Here is a 16,512-nt window from a genome sequence, read left to right on the forward strand (position 1 = left end):
TTGAATGTTCTTCTTGGCGCTGGCTTAACTCGCGAATTGCTTTTATGTGTTCTTCAAGAACTTTTGAATGTTCCTCTTGGCGCTGACTTAACTCACGGATTGCTTTTGTATGTTCTTCCTGTCGGCGGTTTATCTCACGAATTGCTTCCATTTGTTCTTTTTGGTATTCAATAGCATCATCTATCCTTTCAAGTATCTCATTGAACTCTTTTCTTGAAGGCATATGTTCAAGGAGTATTCCGAACAATCTCTGCCTGAAAGCATCATCTGTTTGAATTAGTTCTGGAAGTTTTTTCAAAATTTCTTCTGATATTTTCGTTTTTCTTGTTGGCATTTCATGCCTCGTTATTTAATTATCACAAACTTGCCTCGCTTTATCTCGCCCGTTTCAAGATCTTTAACTGTGAAAAGATAAAGTCCGGTTGCGATCGCCTGGTCATATCTTGAGATTAAATCCCATGCGTGTTCACCGCCTGAAAATTTTTGCGTTCCATCTGCATAAGTTTGAAACCATTGGATATCTGAGCCATTATATGTATCTGCATCGTGGATGAATCTATCAACTATATCTCCAGCAAGTGTATATATTGTTATCTCGCATTTTCTTGGCAAATTGTAAAAGTAAATTTTTCTTTCTCTTTCGCCACCTTTACCATCCCAGATTGCTTTCGCATAATATGGGTTTGGGTAGACGCCAACTTCTTTGGATTTATCTGATGTTGCCGGTGTTCCCGGTATCACGCGCCTTATGACTCTAACACTTGATTGGCTTGGTATGTCATTTATCGGATCGCCTTCGTCAAAGGCTTCAACACCAAAGATATACTGCCAACCGTTTAAAAGATTTTCAATCGTGAATTTGTAATGATACTTCACGGTATCATCTGGGAATCTAATTGGTTCTGGAAGTTTAATTTTACTAAAGCCAGTGTTAAGTCCGATATCATTCCCTGGTTTATCAAATTCAGCAAGCAAGATGTAAGCATCTTCACCTGTGCTCAATCCTATATCAAAGCCCGTCTTTGTGCCATAAATTCTATAACCTTCAAAGTCCTTCTTATTCAAAACCGGGTCAATGACATCTTCAACAGATTTATCCCAGTATATTTCAACTTTTCTATCGCCTGGTATAGCTTTAACCTTTGGCGGTGGCAAGATAGTGGGGAAGATAAATCTTGTTATTTTACCATCGCCGTCAAGGTCTTCTCCCAAGTCAAGTATTCCATTACCATTTCTATCCTCACCGTTATATGTCTTTTGTGCCCAAATTGCGCTTTCAATGAGAAGTTTTTTGCTAATGGGTGTGTCATCTACTTGTGGATCGTCGCCATACTTTTTAGCGCAAATCACAGCAAAAGCAACCTGTATGGAATCCCCAGGATAAAGCGTTGGGAACGGACCAACCGAAAGCAGTGTATATCTATTCCCAGGTCTTTTTAAATCTTGAAGTTTTATCTTTGGGAAAGGGTTTCGCATTTTATCATATCTCAATTGATCATTGGTTGGTGAAATTAAATCTGGATCGCCAGTGCTTGCCCTAAATTGCCAAACCTGATAGACCGTGTAATTGTTCAAGCTGTCAAGATGCCCACCGAGTAGAGGTTCAGTTCCAAGAAGTTTTATCCCGATGTAGCTATCAGTTGGACCGTCCGTTGGTCTGTTTTCAGCGTCAAAGGCGTAATGCAATCTTAAACTGTCAATGTAACCGAGCCCTGTTCCGGAGTAAAAAACCGAGCCCTCGGCTGGAAATCTATAATTTGTGTTCCGGACGACAAGGTCAGTGACAAGTCCAACATATAAACTTTCAATTGGAACATCAACGACATTTTTAATCGTAAAGTTTAATATCACAAAATTATCCGCAATTGAATATTGCCAGGTGTAGGTTTCCATATGAACGGATACACCAAGTGGATAGTGTCCTGAGATCGGTGCTCCGGTAAGAGGATTGACAGTGTTTGTGTCTGTGAAATCGCAATAGAAATCCTGATGGCTTATCGCATTTGGGCTGTAATATCTTGATTCAAGTAGCGATGAGCGTTCGTAAAGCCCTTGGTCGGGTGGTTGTGTGAATTCACTTGCAAAATATCTATCATGGGTTGCTGTGGTCACCGACAAGCCATTTTTCCCATAACCCCCAACCCATAGACCACCGTTGAAGAGGTGCTCAATTCTCGTCCTGACGGGTTTTATTGGGAATTCACACGATGGCTGAGATGGCCAAAACGATGGATTAAATCCATTACCGATTTGTCCGTATGAATTAACGGTTAAACCAATTCTTCCAATGTTTGTAGTCCTGTTGTCTTGGGGTTTTTGAGCAAGTATCAGTGTGGGGAGAAAAAGCAAAATTAGAAACTTACGCATTCCCTTTATTTTGATTAAATTTTCAAAGCACACATTTAAAATTTAAGGAATCTGGAAGGATTTTCCAATTAAATTTATTTTACTTGGTTGGCGTGGATAATCTCATTGAAATTGATATGATTCGTTTCTTTATTTCCTCATCGGTGGGGTTAAAATTTGATAAAGTTTTGTAGCATCGCAGAGCGTCCGCGTAATTTCCACAGGCTAGGTAAGAAAGCCCGAGCACTTTAACTGCCCTTTCAAAAAAAGTTGAATTTTCCCGATTTAAAAATTCTCTCAAATAACCAATCGCCTCTTCAAACCTTCTCAACCCAACAAGACATAACCCAAGATTATATCTTATCTCATCATCATCTTTAAAACTTAAAGCGGTTTTTAATCTTTCAACCGCGGTCTCAAGGTCTCCTTCAAATTGTGCTATCCCGGAGAGTACCTTGAAAACCTCAAAGCTTGGATTTGTCTGTGAGATTTGTTTTAAAACTTGGATTGAGTTTTTATTCCCAGATATGTATTCATTGGCTAAAAAGTTCAAAAATGAATTTATCAAATTTTCTTCTTTTACAAAATTTTCAATCATTTCATTAAGCTTTTTGAAGTTTCCAATCTTGAAATAACAGATGGAAAGTTGATAAAAAATATCATTCGGATTGATAAAATTTTCAAACGCAACATCGGGTGATTTCCCCTTCAATATCGCCTGTTGGTTCTTTAGAGCTTGTTCAAAAAAATTTTTTGCCACCGTAAAGTTAAATCTTTTCATCTGTGCAATGCCTGCATAATAATATGAACTGACTTGAAGAGGGGCCTGCTTTATTGATTTGATAAAGAGATCAAGGGCTGTGGTTTGATCCCCATTTTGAAGCTCATGCTTTCCTAGAACATTGTAGATAACCGCCCGAACTGAATTACCGAGATTTGAGCTTTCTCTTGGGATTGAGATTGACTTCCTCAAAAAAGAGATGCCTTCGTTTATTTCTCCCTTTAAAATTTTAACAATGCCAATGTGATAAAGAGCATAAGCGTCGTTTGGGTTTTCCTTCAATTGCTCAAATAAAATTGACAAGTTCCTCTCATATTTTCTTGACATGGTTTCATCATCTTGCGCATAACCGAGGTGAATTATCTTTATGTCAGCCCTACCAAGTTTGCCTCCATTCTTGAGTATTGAATTGCTTATTTGCTCATGAATTCGCCCTTCAAATCTGTAATTTGGATTGTTCCTGAACAACCTCGGATATTCATTTATCGCCTCTGGCTTTCCATCTCTTCCAAAACTTATCACCTTGACATAATAACCATCATAATTTGAATTGAGATATTTTTTAAGTTTTGCTTTATCTGTGGTTTCAAGTCGCTCATCAGCGTCAAGTATTAAAATCCAATCCCCGGTTGCATGTTTTATTGACTCATTCCTTGCGAGTGAGAAATCATTTTTCCATTCAAGATGATAAATTTTTGCATTGAACGAGAGAGCTATTTCAATGGTTCTATCGCTTGACCCGGTGTCAACAACGATTATTTCATCCACCGTGTCCTTCACGCTTTCAAGACATCCTGGCAAAAATTTTTCTTCATTTTTGACTATCATGCAAAGTGAGATCCGTTGCATTTGTCAATTCAGATTTACTTTTAATTGGGATAAAAATTTGATTTTCTTTAGGTGTTTTTACCTTGGTGAAAATTTCAACTGGTTTTGCACCCCATTTGTTTATGAAGATTCTTTCATTTCGTCTCAGGATTTCTAAAAATTTTTTATCCCCGTTTGCTTTAAAACTTTTTGACCCGAAGTGATGGATAAAAACATCTCTTGCGACAGCAATTTTGAACCCAGCAAGTGTTGCTCTAAGGCAATAATCATCGTCTTCAAAATTTCCTGGTGAAAATCTTTCATCAAAACCGCCAATTTTATTGATCACATCTCTTTTTATCAACATACACAAGCCAGCGACTCTTGGGCAAACTAGTCTTTTACCCCTGTTTTTAATGTAAATTTCATCGGCGAATTTTTGAAGTGCTTCTTCATCAATTTTACCATCATTTGAATAAAATTTTTCCGCTCCATCAAGAACTTGAAATCCACTTACATAATTGCTCATCGGTCCGATTATGCTAATTGAATTGTCATATAAATGTTCAAGAAGTCGCTCAAGCCATCTATTTGTCACTATCACATCGTTATTGAGTATAACGATATATTCACCCATTGAAGCTGAAAGACCTTGATTTACCGCCTTTGGAAATCCATAGTTTTGAGGATTCCTTATAACTTTGACATCTCCAAGTGATAAAAGGTATTCATAAGTTCTATCGGTTGAGCCGTTATCGATGACTATAATTTCGTAAGGAACGTTTGTGTATTTTCTTATGCTTTCTATGGCAAGCTTTGTGTAGTTAAGTTGATTAAATACGGGGATGATAATTGAGACAAGTGGTTTTTTAGTTTCAACTTTTTCAATTATTTCAAGGTTTTTCCTGGCTTCAGAGTTATTCGGGTCAACTTCAAGCGCTTTTGTGTAGAAAAATTTCGCTTCATCAATTTTGCCGATTTCAACACATATATCGGCAATTGAGAGCAATGTTTCCAAATCATTTGGGTTTAAACTTAAAATTTTGTGATAAATTTGAAGCGCCTGTTCAAATTGTTGTTGCTCTGTAAATAAATCCGCGAGGTTTTTCATCGCTGTTATGTTAGTCTCATCGTAAAACACAGCTCTTTGCAAGTGGAACAATGCTTTTTCAACATCGCTAAGTTTATATTTCATCACTGCGTAATCGTTGTGAATTTGGGAATTTAGCTTTTCAAGATGGTTTAATTTCTCAATGGAGGTTTTATGTTCGTTAATTTTTCCCAGCTGGTGATACAGTTTCGCATTGTGGTAGAACGACGCCATGAGTTTTGCGTTATAGCGAAGTGAAAGTTTAAAATATGACTCGGCTAAAGGGAGATTATTTTCTGTAAAGTTTGAGCGAGCGAATTCAAGAAGTGATTCAATCGTGATATCGTCTGATGGGTCAAGTGTTAAAATTTTTCTTTTCCCTTTTCTTTTAGAAAACCAAGGCATCCCAAATACAGCTCTTTTGACAGCTTCAAGATAACCGTGACCAAATTTTATATCCGGCTCAAGATAATTTCCTTCAGCCCATTCGTTCCAAGAATTTATGAAAACGATCCTGTATTCGGGGTTTCTATTTTGAACTCTATCAATTTCAATCCGTAGCCATTTCTCAAATATATCCGGTGATGAATTTGTGAGTATAAACGGTTTTGATTTTTTCCTTCGGGCTGTGTTATCCCAGGATGGCGTTACACAAGCAAATGATGTGTTGCTTCTTCTGACTATATCATCGTTGAACTCTGACATGATTTTTACAGCTTCCTCGTAGTCAAAAATTAGATTTAAATTTTCAATGGGCAGTTTTGATCTTTCCATCATACGATATGTTAAACCCTTGAAAAATGGTTGAAATATGACCTCGCCGTCAAATCCCGTAGTTTTCCAGTTGTCTATTATTCCAGCCGAAGCTCTTATTGCGATTAAAAATAAGTCCCCAATTCCTGATTTTCTGGCGAGACGTCTCCAAAGTTCAATCATTTCCTTTAAATCTGGTATCTCAGCTGGTCTGTAAATTAGGAAAACTGGCTTTCCATCTATTTTAAGATATCTGGGGTCTTTGAAGAAAGGCATAAGCCATTCAAAATGATTGATATGGTCTTTAATACCGCCATAAGTTTGTTTTAAAAGTATTTCACTGTTTAGTCCGTCCCATCTTCTTGTCCAGTTTTCGTTCGCCCAGGCAAGACAAAACGGAAAATCGGGTTCCCCAGTTTTTAAAATTTCAAGTAGAGGTTTTTCAAGTAAAGTTTTTCCATTAAACCAGTAGTGCCAGTAACAGAAAGCATCAATACCATAATTTCGCGCAAGTTCTGCCTGTTCTTTTCTAACTTCCGGTAGTCGTAAGTCATAGAAACCAAGGTCTGCGGGGATGCGCGGTTGATAATGTCCTGGAAAAAGCGGTTTAGCCGTGGTGACATTTCTCCATTCGGTGAAGCCCTTGCCCCACCATTCATCATTTTCTGGGATCGGATGAAATTGCGGAAGGAAAAAAGCAATTAAGCGTGCTTTCTTTTTTAAGTTTTTATGTTGTGTGATTTCTTCAACGCGCTCATGTGGAAGATTTTTCAGCGATGACTCCAAAGCATTCATAACTTCTTCAACCTTAATCTCTGAAACTGGTCCGTCGTTATAAATTATCACTGCGTTTTCTCCGCTTTCATAATCACCGCTAAATGGCATATATCTTTTGAAATTCCTGTAATGCCCAATGAGTATAATTCCAAAAGTTCCGACTGCGTTTGCAAGATGTGCTGGACCACTATCAACCCCGATGAAAAGGGTTGCTCTTTTTATAACTTCAGCTGTCTCAAGGATTGAAAGCTTACCACACAGGTTTATAAAATCAACATTTCCACCAGCAAGAGTTGAATCAAGACCAACTTCAACTATTTCAATATTCCATTTTTTCCTAATTTGTTTTGCAAGCTCAATCCATTTTGAATTTTTCCAATCCCTTTCTATCTCGTTTGTTTTACAGTGAAAAACGATAAATTTTTCGGGTAGATTTAGTTTATCAATTTTTTTCTTTGCCTCTTCAGTTATATAAGCTTTTGGTTTTCCAGCCAGAGCTGGCAAACCAGCGCCTTGAGAAAAAGCCGAGAGGAGATTTCCAATTTTATAATAATTTTCGCCAGTTACTACAATTTTACCTTGATCGTTCTTGAGTGGAATTTGACAGCTTGGACAAATTCTGTTGTGAATGTGAAGGTCAAAGACCTCATCAAAAATTCCGCTCTCTTTAAGTGCTATCCACTCCGTCAGGCAATTAACTTCAAGCGTTTCATCTATGTATGGATTTGAGTCAATAAGTTCCCTGTATTCTTTTCTAACACACCAGACTATGTGAGCGTTTGGATGTTTGAACCTGATATATCTTGAAACTGGCTCACAGGCGACAATATCTCCCATATGTTCTATTAAGCCGATTCCGATGATTTGCAACTTATCAGAAAATCCAATTTGTGGGGATTGTATAACTAAACTATCAACATTTATTTTCTTTCGCCCAACTACAATCATATCTTGAGGTATCGGACCTGGTAGAATTTTTACTACTTCAAGCCCAGCTTTATCAAAGAGAAGGAATATGTTTTCAGTGCTGAAAAGGAAGAGATGTTCATCTGGTTTGAAGTGTAACCAAGAAGCGTCTTCCCCTTGATATCGTGGTGTTTGAAAGATGCAAATTCCATCGTCATCAAGAAGTTCATTAACTTTTTTCAGAGCTTTAATCGGGTCTGTAAAATGTTCAAGGACATCAAAACCGGCAATTACATCAAATTTTTTTAATGGAAGATTGACATCAGGGAAGAGACCCGAGATGATATTTTCAAGATTAAATCTTTCTCTTGCGTATTCGCATGTTTTTTCATCAACTTCAATCCCGACAACTTTTTCAATGCCGTTTTTCTTACACATATATAAAAAGCCAGCATGTGCACAACCTATCTCAAGGACCGATTTCGCATCTGGTTTAAATTTTTTTAAGATGCTGAACCACAACGGTATTCTGTCCTTAAAGTCAACTTCACTTCTTTCCTCAATTGATGGATAACCAAATTTATTTACGACATGATCGTGCCAGTAACCGTCAAATGAATAGAAATTTTTCAGTTTTTCATTTGAGATTTCATCTTTGGATATGAAAGTTCCGCAATTTATGCATTGAAGATATGCTTCGTGGAGCGAGGGTTTAGTTTTTGCACCGCACCAGCATCTTTTCGTTTGCATGATTTATACTTTTTTTGTTTTTCTAATTTATCGGAATTTTTTCTGCAATCTTTAATTTCATTGGTTAAAGTAAGTTGGGGGTTTATCCGATAATTAGAATTGAAAACGCATCGGGGCATGGAAGCCCCGAAAAAATGTCAAACAAAAAAACAAGGAGGTAAATAACCATGGCATTCTCACAGGGCACGCGCATCAACACCAACATCGCAGCGATGAACGCCTACAACGCATTAAATGAAATCAATCGTGAGCTTGGCGTTCATCAGCTCAGGCTTGCCACAGGCAAGCGAGTAAATTCCGTCTCCGACGACCCATCGGGTTACACGATTGCAAAGAAATTGCAAGCAAGGTCAAGGGGTCTTGCCCAGGCGATAAACAATGTCGGAGACGCAAAGAATGTCCTTTCAATCGCAGAGGGAGGTCTGCAGAAGATCAATGACCTTCTCGTTTCAATCAAAGAGCAGGTGACAAGAGCTGTAAACGGTGGGTTGAGCGATGATGAATTGCAGGCTATTGCAACACAGATCAATGATTATATGTCCGAAATTGATGACATCGTAAAGCAGACGAAATTCAACGGTATGCAATTGCTCCGTGGAGCTGGCGGTGGCGATTGGGCAGCAGGAAGGGACTTCCAAGTCGGAAGCGACGCTGGCGATACCCTTACAGTTAAATTTGATATAACGGTTGATAGCACGCTCGTTAAATCAAGTGCTGTAACGACATCCGATCTTGTTTCAAGCTTTATCACGACCGTTGACACTGCGATAAAGACGGTAACTGAACAACTTCAATATGTTGGTTCGCTTATCAATCGCCTTGATGTCAAGGAAGCAAATCTCATCGTTGGTATGACCAACACGGAAGCAGCAGCGAGCAGAATCTTTGATGCTGATATTGCCAAAGAACAGGTTGAAGTTGCCAAACTTATGATACTACAGCAGACGGCAACAGCTCAGCTTGCACAAGCCAATGCTTCACCACAAGGTGTGCTTGCTTTGTTCAGATAATTTATGATGACGCCAAGAAATAGATGAGCAGACTAAAAGGGGGTTGCCAATTTAGGCAACCCCCATTGTGTTTAAAAAAATTTGATAGAAAAATGAACAACAAAAATAATTACATAGAAACCGAAATCCTCAATCTCTCACCTATTGAACTCATACTCAAAATTTATGATGTCGCAATCGTAAGCTGTAGGAAAAAAGATGCTGAAAAAGCAAACAAAGCTATAACCGAACTTATAGCATCGCTTGACTTTGATTATAAAGAGATTTCAATTCCGCTTTTTAAGCTATATCAATATTGCCAGTATGAGATAAGGAAGGGGAATTTTGAAAATGCGCTTGAGATTTTGAAAGAGTTAAGAGAGACCTGGGCAAAAGCTTTCAATTTAAAGTGAGGTGAATGAGATGTCATTTTTCTTTAACACAAATAACAACATCAATCCGATTGACAATTTAATCCAGTTGTTCAGGCAATCAGAAACAGGTAAGCTTGTCAAGCCGATTGAGAGGCAAAAGGGGTTAATTCAAACGAAAAATTCAACGCTTTCGGATTTGAAGTTAAGGTTAAACACGCTTTATCAAGCTGTAAAAGATTTGTCTTTGACAGGTGTTGCTTCAAAGTTTCAAGTTAAAATTGCTGTCGTCTCAAACGCTGATGTCTTAAGCGCTACAGCTCAATCAAGCGCTACCTCTGCAAATCACACGATTTTCGTCCAACAGCTCGCAAAGGAAGATACAATACTCTCCTCAAGTTTTTCAAACAGTGGATTTGAAATTTTAAATTCAACCGGAGAAGGTGCAAAAACGATAAATGTGACGGTCAATGGGATTTCAACTGATGTAAATATAACGATTTCGTCAGGGGATACAAATAATGTGATCTTAAATAAAATTGCAAGCGCGATAAACTCAACAGTTGGAGATGTTAGCGCGAGCGTTGTTAATCCAACTTCATCAACAGCGCGGCTTGTTATAAAAAGCAAAAACACAGGTAGTCAATATGCAATTTCTATGTCGGATGTCTACGGAAATTTACTCGCAAGCATCGGGCTTGACTCAAACACACTTTCAAATCGTATTTCTTCGACGGATACAAATGGTGGGTATCTTTACAGCGATGTGAATTTGCTTGACGCCCAAATAATCGTTGACGGTATCAACATAATAAGGGGCTCAAATAAAATAAGCGATGTTATATCAGGTGTCACAATTGAACTAAGAAAAGCGCAAAGTCCTGGGGATACGTCTGTTTCTGTGACAGTTCAGACAGATGTTTCGCAAGTTAAGGGGGTTATTGAAAATTTTATAAAAGCGTATAATGACTTGATGAAATTTATAAATGAGAAGACAAAGACGACAGCGGAGGGAGTTAGAACTACTTTCAGCGGTGACAATATGCTTATGAAGTTAAAAATGGACTTGCGTTTGAGGGTAAGTTCAGCGGTTTCATCCGCAAATCCATCTTTTTTAAACGATATCGGGATTAAAATTAACCCCGATGGGACGCTTGTTGTTTCTGACAGTTCAAAACTTGAGAGAATGATCGCTGAAGATGTGTCAAAGGTTGAGTTGCTTTTCAATTCAAGTGATGGAATAGCGGTTAAATTGAAGGACCTAATCAATCCATTTGTTCAAGTCGGTGGTGTGATTGATAAAAGAATTGATTTAGGAAAAGAACAAATAAAACGGCTTGATGAGAGGATAAAATCGTTAAACGATTTGATCGATCAGCGAGCTGAAAATTTGAGAAGACAATTCGCCCAGCTTCAATCGCTTTATTTCGCTTTCACAAGACAACAAACACTAATTCAACAAATGACATCAATCTTGCAATGATAGGTGATGTCAAGAACATAAACGCAACTAAACCTGTTCAAGTTGAACAATACGATATTAGCTCCCAGAGTAGTGTAGATGTGCAAAGGGTTTCTCAAAGCGAAAGAGGTTTATCAACTGATGAGATTGAACAGATCGTAAGCGAGTTGAATAATTTCATCCAAATTTTCAACACGAAGATAGCGTTTGAAATTGATAAAGAGACAAGGAAAACCGTTTTAAAGATAATTGATGCGCAAAGCAATGAAATTATACGTCAAATACCACCGGAGGAACTCCTTGAGATTTCAAGAAGGATAAGCGAACTACTCGGTTTGATAATCAATGCCAAAGTTTGAATCAAATAGAGATTTGGTTCAGGCGATTTTTGACGGTTTGAGGGAGATTTTAAAAATGACACTTTTGATTCGGGAGCTTATCCTTAATGAGGAGTTTGAGGGTTTGCCTGAACTTCTTTTTCGCAGAGAGGAAAAAATTAATGATGTTGGCGAACTTTTAAAAGAGTTTGAAAATTCAAAGGGAAAAATCTTGAATTTTGATCGGGTAAAGGGGGAAATCATTGAACTGAGTGAACAGATATTAAAGATTGACAGTGAAAATGCCGATAATATAAAGGAGAAAATGAAGCAGATTTCAGAGGAGCTGATAGAGCTCATTGAAAGGAAAAAATTACTAAGATATTTGAGGTGAAAAATGAAAATCAACGGGATAAACGGCAAAATTTTGTTTCCCGAGGAGAGCTCGGGTAAAAAACCTGGCAAAGTAAGCGATAAAAAGGACAGGGTTGAAATTTCAAGCGAGGCGATTGAGATTTACAGGATGAAGCGTATGGAAAAAATTGAAGAGATAAAAAGAAGAATTCAATCAGGTTATTATGATTCAAAAGAGGTTCTTGAAAAGGTTGTTGATGAAATATACAAACAGATAAAGTCGGAGTTGCGGTGACGCTGTAAGCACCTCCCCCCAAGAGAAGCCCCGGGTGGAATGTCCGGGGCTTTTTTGTTTTGAAAACTTTAAAAAACCTTTGATTATTTTGGTTTAAATTTTTATATTTATCAACGACTATTTGAGTGTTCAAAAATAAAGCTTAAGCCAAATGACATCACAAGCACTTATTTTTTTAACGCTTGCATTTGTCTCAATTGCATCGGCAATTCTTATGATAACGAGGGCTAATCCAGTAAGAAGCGCAATTTTTCTCATCGTAAATTTCCTATCATTATCAATACTTTACCTTACGCTCAATGCCCAGTTTCTGGCTATAATTCAAGTTCTCGTTTATGCTGGGGCGATAATGGTTTTGTTCGTGTTCGTTATAATGCTTTTGAATTTGGAAGATGAAAAAAGATTAGCTGATCGCCTTGACCTTAGAAGATTGTTCGCTTTTATACTTGTTTTGGTTGTATTTGCTGAGATAGCATATGGATTGTTCAAATCAACCAAAGGTAGATTTTTAAAGCCGGCGGAGAATTCAGTTGAGATAGGTAAGATTGAGTTCATTGGAGAGAAATTGTTCACAAGTTATATCCTTCCGTTTGAGATAACCTCCTTGATTTTAATTGTTGCTATTGTTGGTGCAATCGTCCTCGCTAAAAGAAGGTTTGAATGAGATGGATTGTAATGGTTTACAAAACAAAAAGGAGAAAGGGTTTAAATGATCCCTCTTTCATGGTATTTGCTTTTAAGTTTGACTCTTTTCACCATTGGAGTGCTTGGGGTTTTGATAAGGAGGAATGCAATTGTGATTTTCATGTGTATTGAGCTTATGCTCAATTCAGTCAATCTGGCGCTTGTTGGTTTTTCAAGCTACATCGGAAACGAGATCGGTCAGATGCTTGTCTTTTTTGTTATGGTTGTAGCTGCTGCTGAGGTTTCTGTTGGGCTTGCGATTGTGATAGCAATTTTTAGAAATAGGTTGACAGTAAACATTGATGAGATCAATTTATTGAAATGGTAAAGAAAAAAAGAGGCACCTGAAAATGCATAAGTATATTGGTCTTGCACTCATATTTCCGTTAATTGGGTTCTTAATCAACGGCTTGTTAGGATGGAAAATCAAGAAGGAAAAAATCATCGGTTGGATTGGAAGCTTAACGGTTGGAGCTTCATTTGTTGTGGCTTTATTAGTTTATCTTGAGCTTTTGAATCTTCCATCGTATGAGAGGAGATTTATCGTTGAGTATTTTCCTTGGATTAAGGTTGGGTCATTTGAGGTTTCTTTTTCATATCTTGTTGATCCACTTTCAATTTTGATGGTGCTTGTTGTAACGGGAGTTGGCTTTTTGATCCATGTTTATTCAATCGGTTATATGCACGGTGATAAGGGATTTGCGAGGTTTTTCGCATACTTGAACTTGTTTATATTTATGATGTTGACGCTTGTGCTTGCCGATAATTATCTACTGATGTTTCTCGGATGGGAGGGGGTTGGTTTATGTTCTTATCTTTTGATCGGGTTTTGGTATGATAAACCATTTGAAAAAATGACCACAAGCGATGCTGGTAGAAAAGCGTTTATAGTAAACAGGGTTGGAGATTTTGGATTTTTGATCGGTTTGTTTTTGATGTATAAGTATTTTGGGAGTTTGAACTTCAACACTGTTTTTTCAATTGCCAATAAACTTAATGTTGGGGACACAACCATTTTTTGGATCACCTTGCTTTTATTTGTTGGGGCTACTGGTAAGTCCGCACAGATTCCATTATATGTGTGGCTTCCAGATGCTATGGCTGGACCAACGCCTGTGAGTGCGCTGATACACGCTGCGACAATGGTCACCGCCGGTGTTTATATGATCGCTAGGTCGTCCGTTCTTTATGCGCTTGCGCCGACGACGATGTTGATAGTTGCAATAATTGGAGCATTGACGGCTGTCTACGCAGCTTCAATGGGACTTGTTCAAAATGGGATAAAGAAAGTTCTGGCTTATTCAACCATAAGTCAGCTCGGTTATATGTTTCTTGCTATGGGTGTTGGAGCTTTTTCGGCTGGGATATTTCACTTGACAACGCATGCATTCTTTAAAGCACTTTTGTTCCTTGGAGCTGGAGCTGTGATGCATGCACTTAATAATGAAGAAGACATTCAAAAAATGGGTGGTCTAAAGGAGCATCTTCCAGTAACTTATAAAACATTTTTCATAGCTTCGCTTGCTATAGCTGGGATTCCACCGCTTTCTGGGTTTTTCAGTAAGGATGAGATTTTGTGGGGTGCGTATTCGCAGGGTTCTTTCTGGCTTTGGGTTCTTGGAGCAATTGGTGCTTTTATGACCGCTTTTTATATGTTCCGACTCGTTGCTTTAGTTTTTGAAACATCCCCGAGGCATTCCGTCAAGCACCCGCACGAGGCACCGAAAGTTATGACAATCCCACTTTTAATCCTTGCTTTCTTTAGCGTTGTCTCAGGGTTTGCTGGCGTTCCTGAATCTTTTGGTGTGAGCAATTTGATTCATCATTGGCTTGAACCTGTATTTGAAGATGCAAATGCGAAAATCATACTTGAGGCATCTCATTCAATCTCAACTGAATTTATTTTAATGGCTGTATCAGTATTGATAAGCATTGGCGGAATTTTACTTGCGAGGTATTTATACCTTCAAAGAATGGATTTTGTGCGTAGATTGACACAAACTTTTTCACCTATCTACAAGTTGCTTTACAACAAGTATTATGTTGATGAAATTTACGATTTCATTGTGGTTAGACCGATCACTTGGGGAAGCGAGAAATTTTTGTGGCGTTTCTTTGATGTTAAAGTTATAGACGGAGCAGTAAATGCAAGCGCAAGGTTGACAGCAATGTTGAGCTCTGTTATACGATTTTTCCAAAATGGCATCGTCCAATTTTACGCCGTCGTCTTTGTGATCGGGATTTTGATAATTTTGTGGTTCATCCTTTAAAAATTAAAGATGATGAGAAATGGAGTGGCTTCAGAAACATATCTTAACAGCGATAATTTTTCTGCCTTCCATTGGCGCACTTGTAATTTCTTTGATTGATTCTGAAAGAAAAAATTTGCTTAAGTTTCTCGGGCTTCTTTTCAGCACTTTGACATTCATCCTTTCGGTTTATGTCTTTGTGAAATTTCAGTCAGAGAAAACGGGTTTTCAATTCGTTGAGGTTTATCCATGGATAAAAACACTTGACATCTCTTACAGGGTTGGAATTGATGGCATCTCACTTTTACTTTTGGTTTTGACAACTTTTTTGACTCCCGTGGGACTTCTCGCAACTTGGGATTCGGTTGAAAGAAGGGTTAAAGGTTATGTCATTATGTTTTTATTGCTTGAGACGGGGATGAATGGGGTTTTTTGCGCACTTGATATGTTTCTTTTCTATGTCTTCTGGGAAGTGATGTTAATCCCGATGTATTTCATAATCGGAATTTGGGGTGGTGAGAATAGAATTTATGCTGCGGTTAAATTTGTAATTTACACAATGGTTGGAAGCTTGCTGATGCTTGTTGCTATAATTGCGCTTGGTAATTTCGCAGCTCAGATGAACGGTCAATTTACAGCAAACCTTGAAAAGCTTTATGAGATCGCCCCGAAAATTCCTTTGAAAGCGCAAGCTTTGATGTTCCTTGCTTTTACTTTAAGCTTCGCTATAAAAGTCCCTTTATTTCCATTTCATACCTGGCTTCCTGATGCGCATGTTGAAGCACCAACCGCTGGAAGCGTAATTCTTGCGGGTGTGCTTTTGAAAATGGGAACTTACGGGATTTTGAGATTTTCAATCCCGCTTTTCCCAGATGCGACCTTCATATTTCTGCCGTATATTGCAGTGCTTGCTGTCGTTGGAATAATTTACGGTGCACTTGTTTCTTTTGTTCAACCAGATCTAAAAAAACTTGTCGCTTACTCATCCGTCAGCCACCTTGGATTTGTCGTTCTTGGTTTAATGGGTTTGACGATTGAAAGCGTTCAAGGTGGGTTGATTCAAATGGTAAATCATGGGCTTTCAACTGGGGCACTTTTTATGCTTGTTGGGATGATTTATGATAGAAGACATACACGCATGATTGAGGAATTTGGTGGTTTAGCGCGCATTATGCCAGTTTATGCGACATTTTTTATGATAGTTGCCCTTTCTTCACTTGGTCTTCCGGGTTTGAATGGATTTGTCGGAGAATTTTTGATACTTCTTGGCTCGTTTAAGTCAAAGTTTCTCGGGACTTCGGCTTATGCTGTATTTGCCGGGCTTGGAGTTATACTCGCTGCGGTCTATCTGCTTACAGCTTATCAACGCATATTTTTCGGAAAGGTGACAAAAGCGGAAAATCAAAATTTGAAGGACTTAAATTTAAGAGAAATTATCTCACTTGCGCTTGTTCTCATTTTCATCGTTTGGATTGGGATTTATCCGAACACATTTTTGAGAAAATCGGAACCATCTGTTAAAAAAGTTGTTGAACAAATTGAAAAATATAGAGTTGGTGTTTTTAGAGCTCAGCGATGAAA

13 protein-coding genes and 1 pseudogene are annotated in these 16,512 nt (G+C 38.1%); 10 read left to right on the plus strand and 4 right to left on the minus strand.

Annotated elements, in window-relative coordinates:
• From FKZ43_RS11445 to FKZ43_RS05680, 4 genes and pseudogenes are all read right to left on the minus strand, one after another.
• A pseudogene (locus FKZ43_RS11445) lies at positions 1–334 on the minus strand (hypothetical protein); the annotation flags it as partial.
• Between the two features lie 11 nt (positions 335–345).
• Positions 346–2,367 (minus strand): hypothetical protein, encoded by a 2,022-nt coding sequence (locus FKZ43_RS05670; protein ID WP_140944904.1) that lies wholly within the window; start codon positions 2,365–2,367, stop codon positions 346–348.
• Positions 2,368–2,446: 79 nt separating this feature from the next.
• Positions 2,447–3,955: a TPR domain-containing glycosyltransferase gene (locus FKZ43_RS05675; RefSeq protein ID WP_181180278.1), complete on the minus strand. Its 1,509-nt coding sequence runs from the start codon at positions 3,953–3,955 to the stop codon at positions 2,447–2,449.
• On the minus strand, positions 3,939–8,210 hold the full coding sequence (locus FKZ43_RS05680; RefSeq protein ID WP_140944906.1) for a glycoside hydrolase family 99-like domain-containing protein: 4,272 nt from the start codon (positions 8,208–8,210) through the stop codon (positions 3,939–3,941). Before FKZ43_RS05680 ends, FKZ43_RS05675 begins: the two co-directional genes overlap by 17 nt.
• A 167-nt stretch (positions 8,211–8,377) precedes the next feature.
• Here FKZ43_RS05680 and FKZ43_RS05685 point away from each other — a divergent pair, with 167 nt between their 5' ends.
• The 10 genes from FKZ43_RS05685 to FKZ43_RS05730 all read left to right on the plus strand — a co-directional run bounded on the left by FKZ43_RS05685 (position 8,378) and on the right by FKZ43_RS05730 (position 16,510).
• A complete protein-coding gene (locus FKZ43_RS05685) occupies positions 8,378–9,220 on the plus strand; it encodes a flagellin (protein ID WP_140944907.1) in 843 nt (280 codons plus the stop codon).
• 92 nt (positions 9,221–9,312) lie between these two features.
• Positions 9,313–9,612 (plus strand): flagellar export chaperone FliS, encoded by a 300-nt coding sequence (locus FKZ43_RS05690; RefSeq protein ID WP_140944908.1) that lies wholly within the window; start codon positions 9,313–9,315, stop codon positions 9,610–9,612.
• Between the two features lie 10 nt (positions 9,613–9,622).
• Positions 9,623–11,053: a flagellar filament capping protein FliD gene (fliD, locus tag FKZ43_RS05695; RefSeq protein WP_140944909.1), complete on the plus strand. Its 1,431-nt coding sequence runs from the start codon at positions 9,623–9,625 to the stop codon at positions 11,051–11,053.
• Positions 11,050–11,391 carry a flagellar protein FlaG gene (locus tag FKZ43_RS05700; protein ID WP_140944910.1) on the plus strand — a complete coding sequence of 114 codons (342 nt, stop codon included), beginning with the start codon at positions 11,050–11,052 and terminating at the stop codon, positions 11,389–11,391. Before fliD ends, FKZ43_RS05700 begins: the two co-directional genes overlap by 4 nt.
• Positions 11,378–11,743 carry a hypothetical protein gene (locus FKZ43_RS05705; RefSeq protein WP_140944911.1) on the plus strand — a complete coding sequence of 122 codons (366 nt, stop codon included), beginning with the start codon at positions 11,378–11,380 and terminating at the stop codon, positions 11,741–11,743. The genes FKZ43_RS05700 and FKZ43_RS05705 overlap by 14 nt, the downstream gene beginning before the upstream one ends.
• A 3-nt stretch (positions 11,744–11,746) precedes the next feature.
• Positions 11,747–11,998, plus strand: coding sequence for a flagellar biosynthesis anti-sigma factor FlgM (locus tag FKZ43_RS05710; RefSeq protein WP_140944912.1), 252 nt, complete (start codon positions 11,747–11,749; stop codon positions 11,996–11,998).
• Positions 11,999–12,149: 151 nt separating this feature from the next.
• Positions 12,150–12,662 (plus strand): NADH-quinone oxidoreductase subunit J family protein, encoded by a 513-nt coding sequence (locus FKZ43_RS05715; RefSeq protein WP_140944913.1) that lies wholly within the window; start codon positions 12,150–12,152, stop codon positions 12,660–12,662.
• A 45-nt stretch (positions 12,663–12,707) separates the two neighbouring features.
• The gene (gene nuoK, locus FKZ43_RS05720) at positions 12,708–13,010 is read left to right on the plus strand and encodes an NADH-quinone oxidoreductase subunit NuoK (protein WP_140944914.1); all 303 of its coding nucleotides are present in this window, start codon (positions 12,708–12,710) and stop codon (positions 13,008–13,010) included.
• 22 nt (positions 13,011–13,032) lie between these two features.
• Positions 13,033–14,952, plus strand: coding sequence for an NADH-quinone oxidoreductase subunit L (gene nuoL, locus FKZ43_RS05725; RefSeq protein WP_140944915.1), 1,920 nt, complete (start codon positions 13,033–13,035; stop codon positions 14,950–14,952).
• 19 nt (positions 14,953–14,971) lie between these two features.
• The gene (locus FKZ43_RS05730; RefSeq protein ID WP_140944916.1) at positions 14,972–16,510 is read left to right on the plus strand and encodes a complex I subunit 4 family protein; all 1,539 of its coding nucleotides are present in this window, start codon (positions 14,972–14,974) and stop codon (positions 16,508–16,510) included.
• The last annotated feature ends 2 nt before the right edge of the window (positions 16,511–16,512 follow it).

Origin of the sequence: Candidatus Thermokryptus mobilis (assembly GCF_900070205.1) — a bacterium.
Taxonomy (GTDB): Bacteria; Bacteroidota; Ignavibacteria; order Kryptoniales; family Kryptoniaceae; genus Kryptonium; species Kryptonium mobile.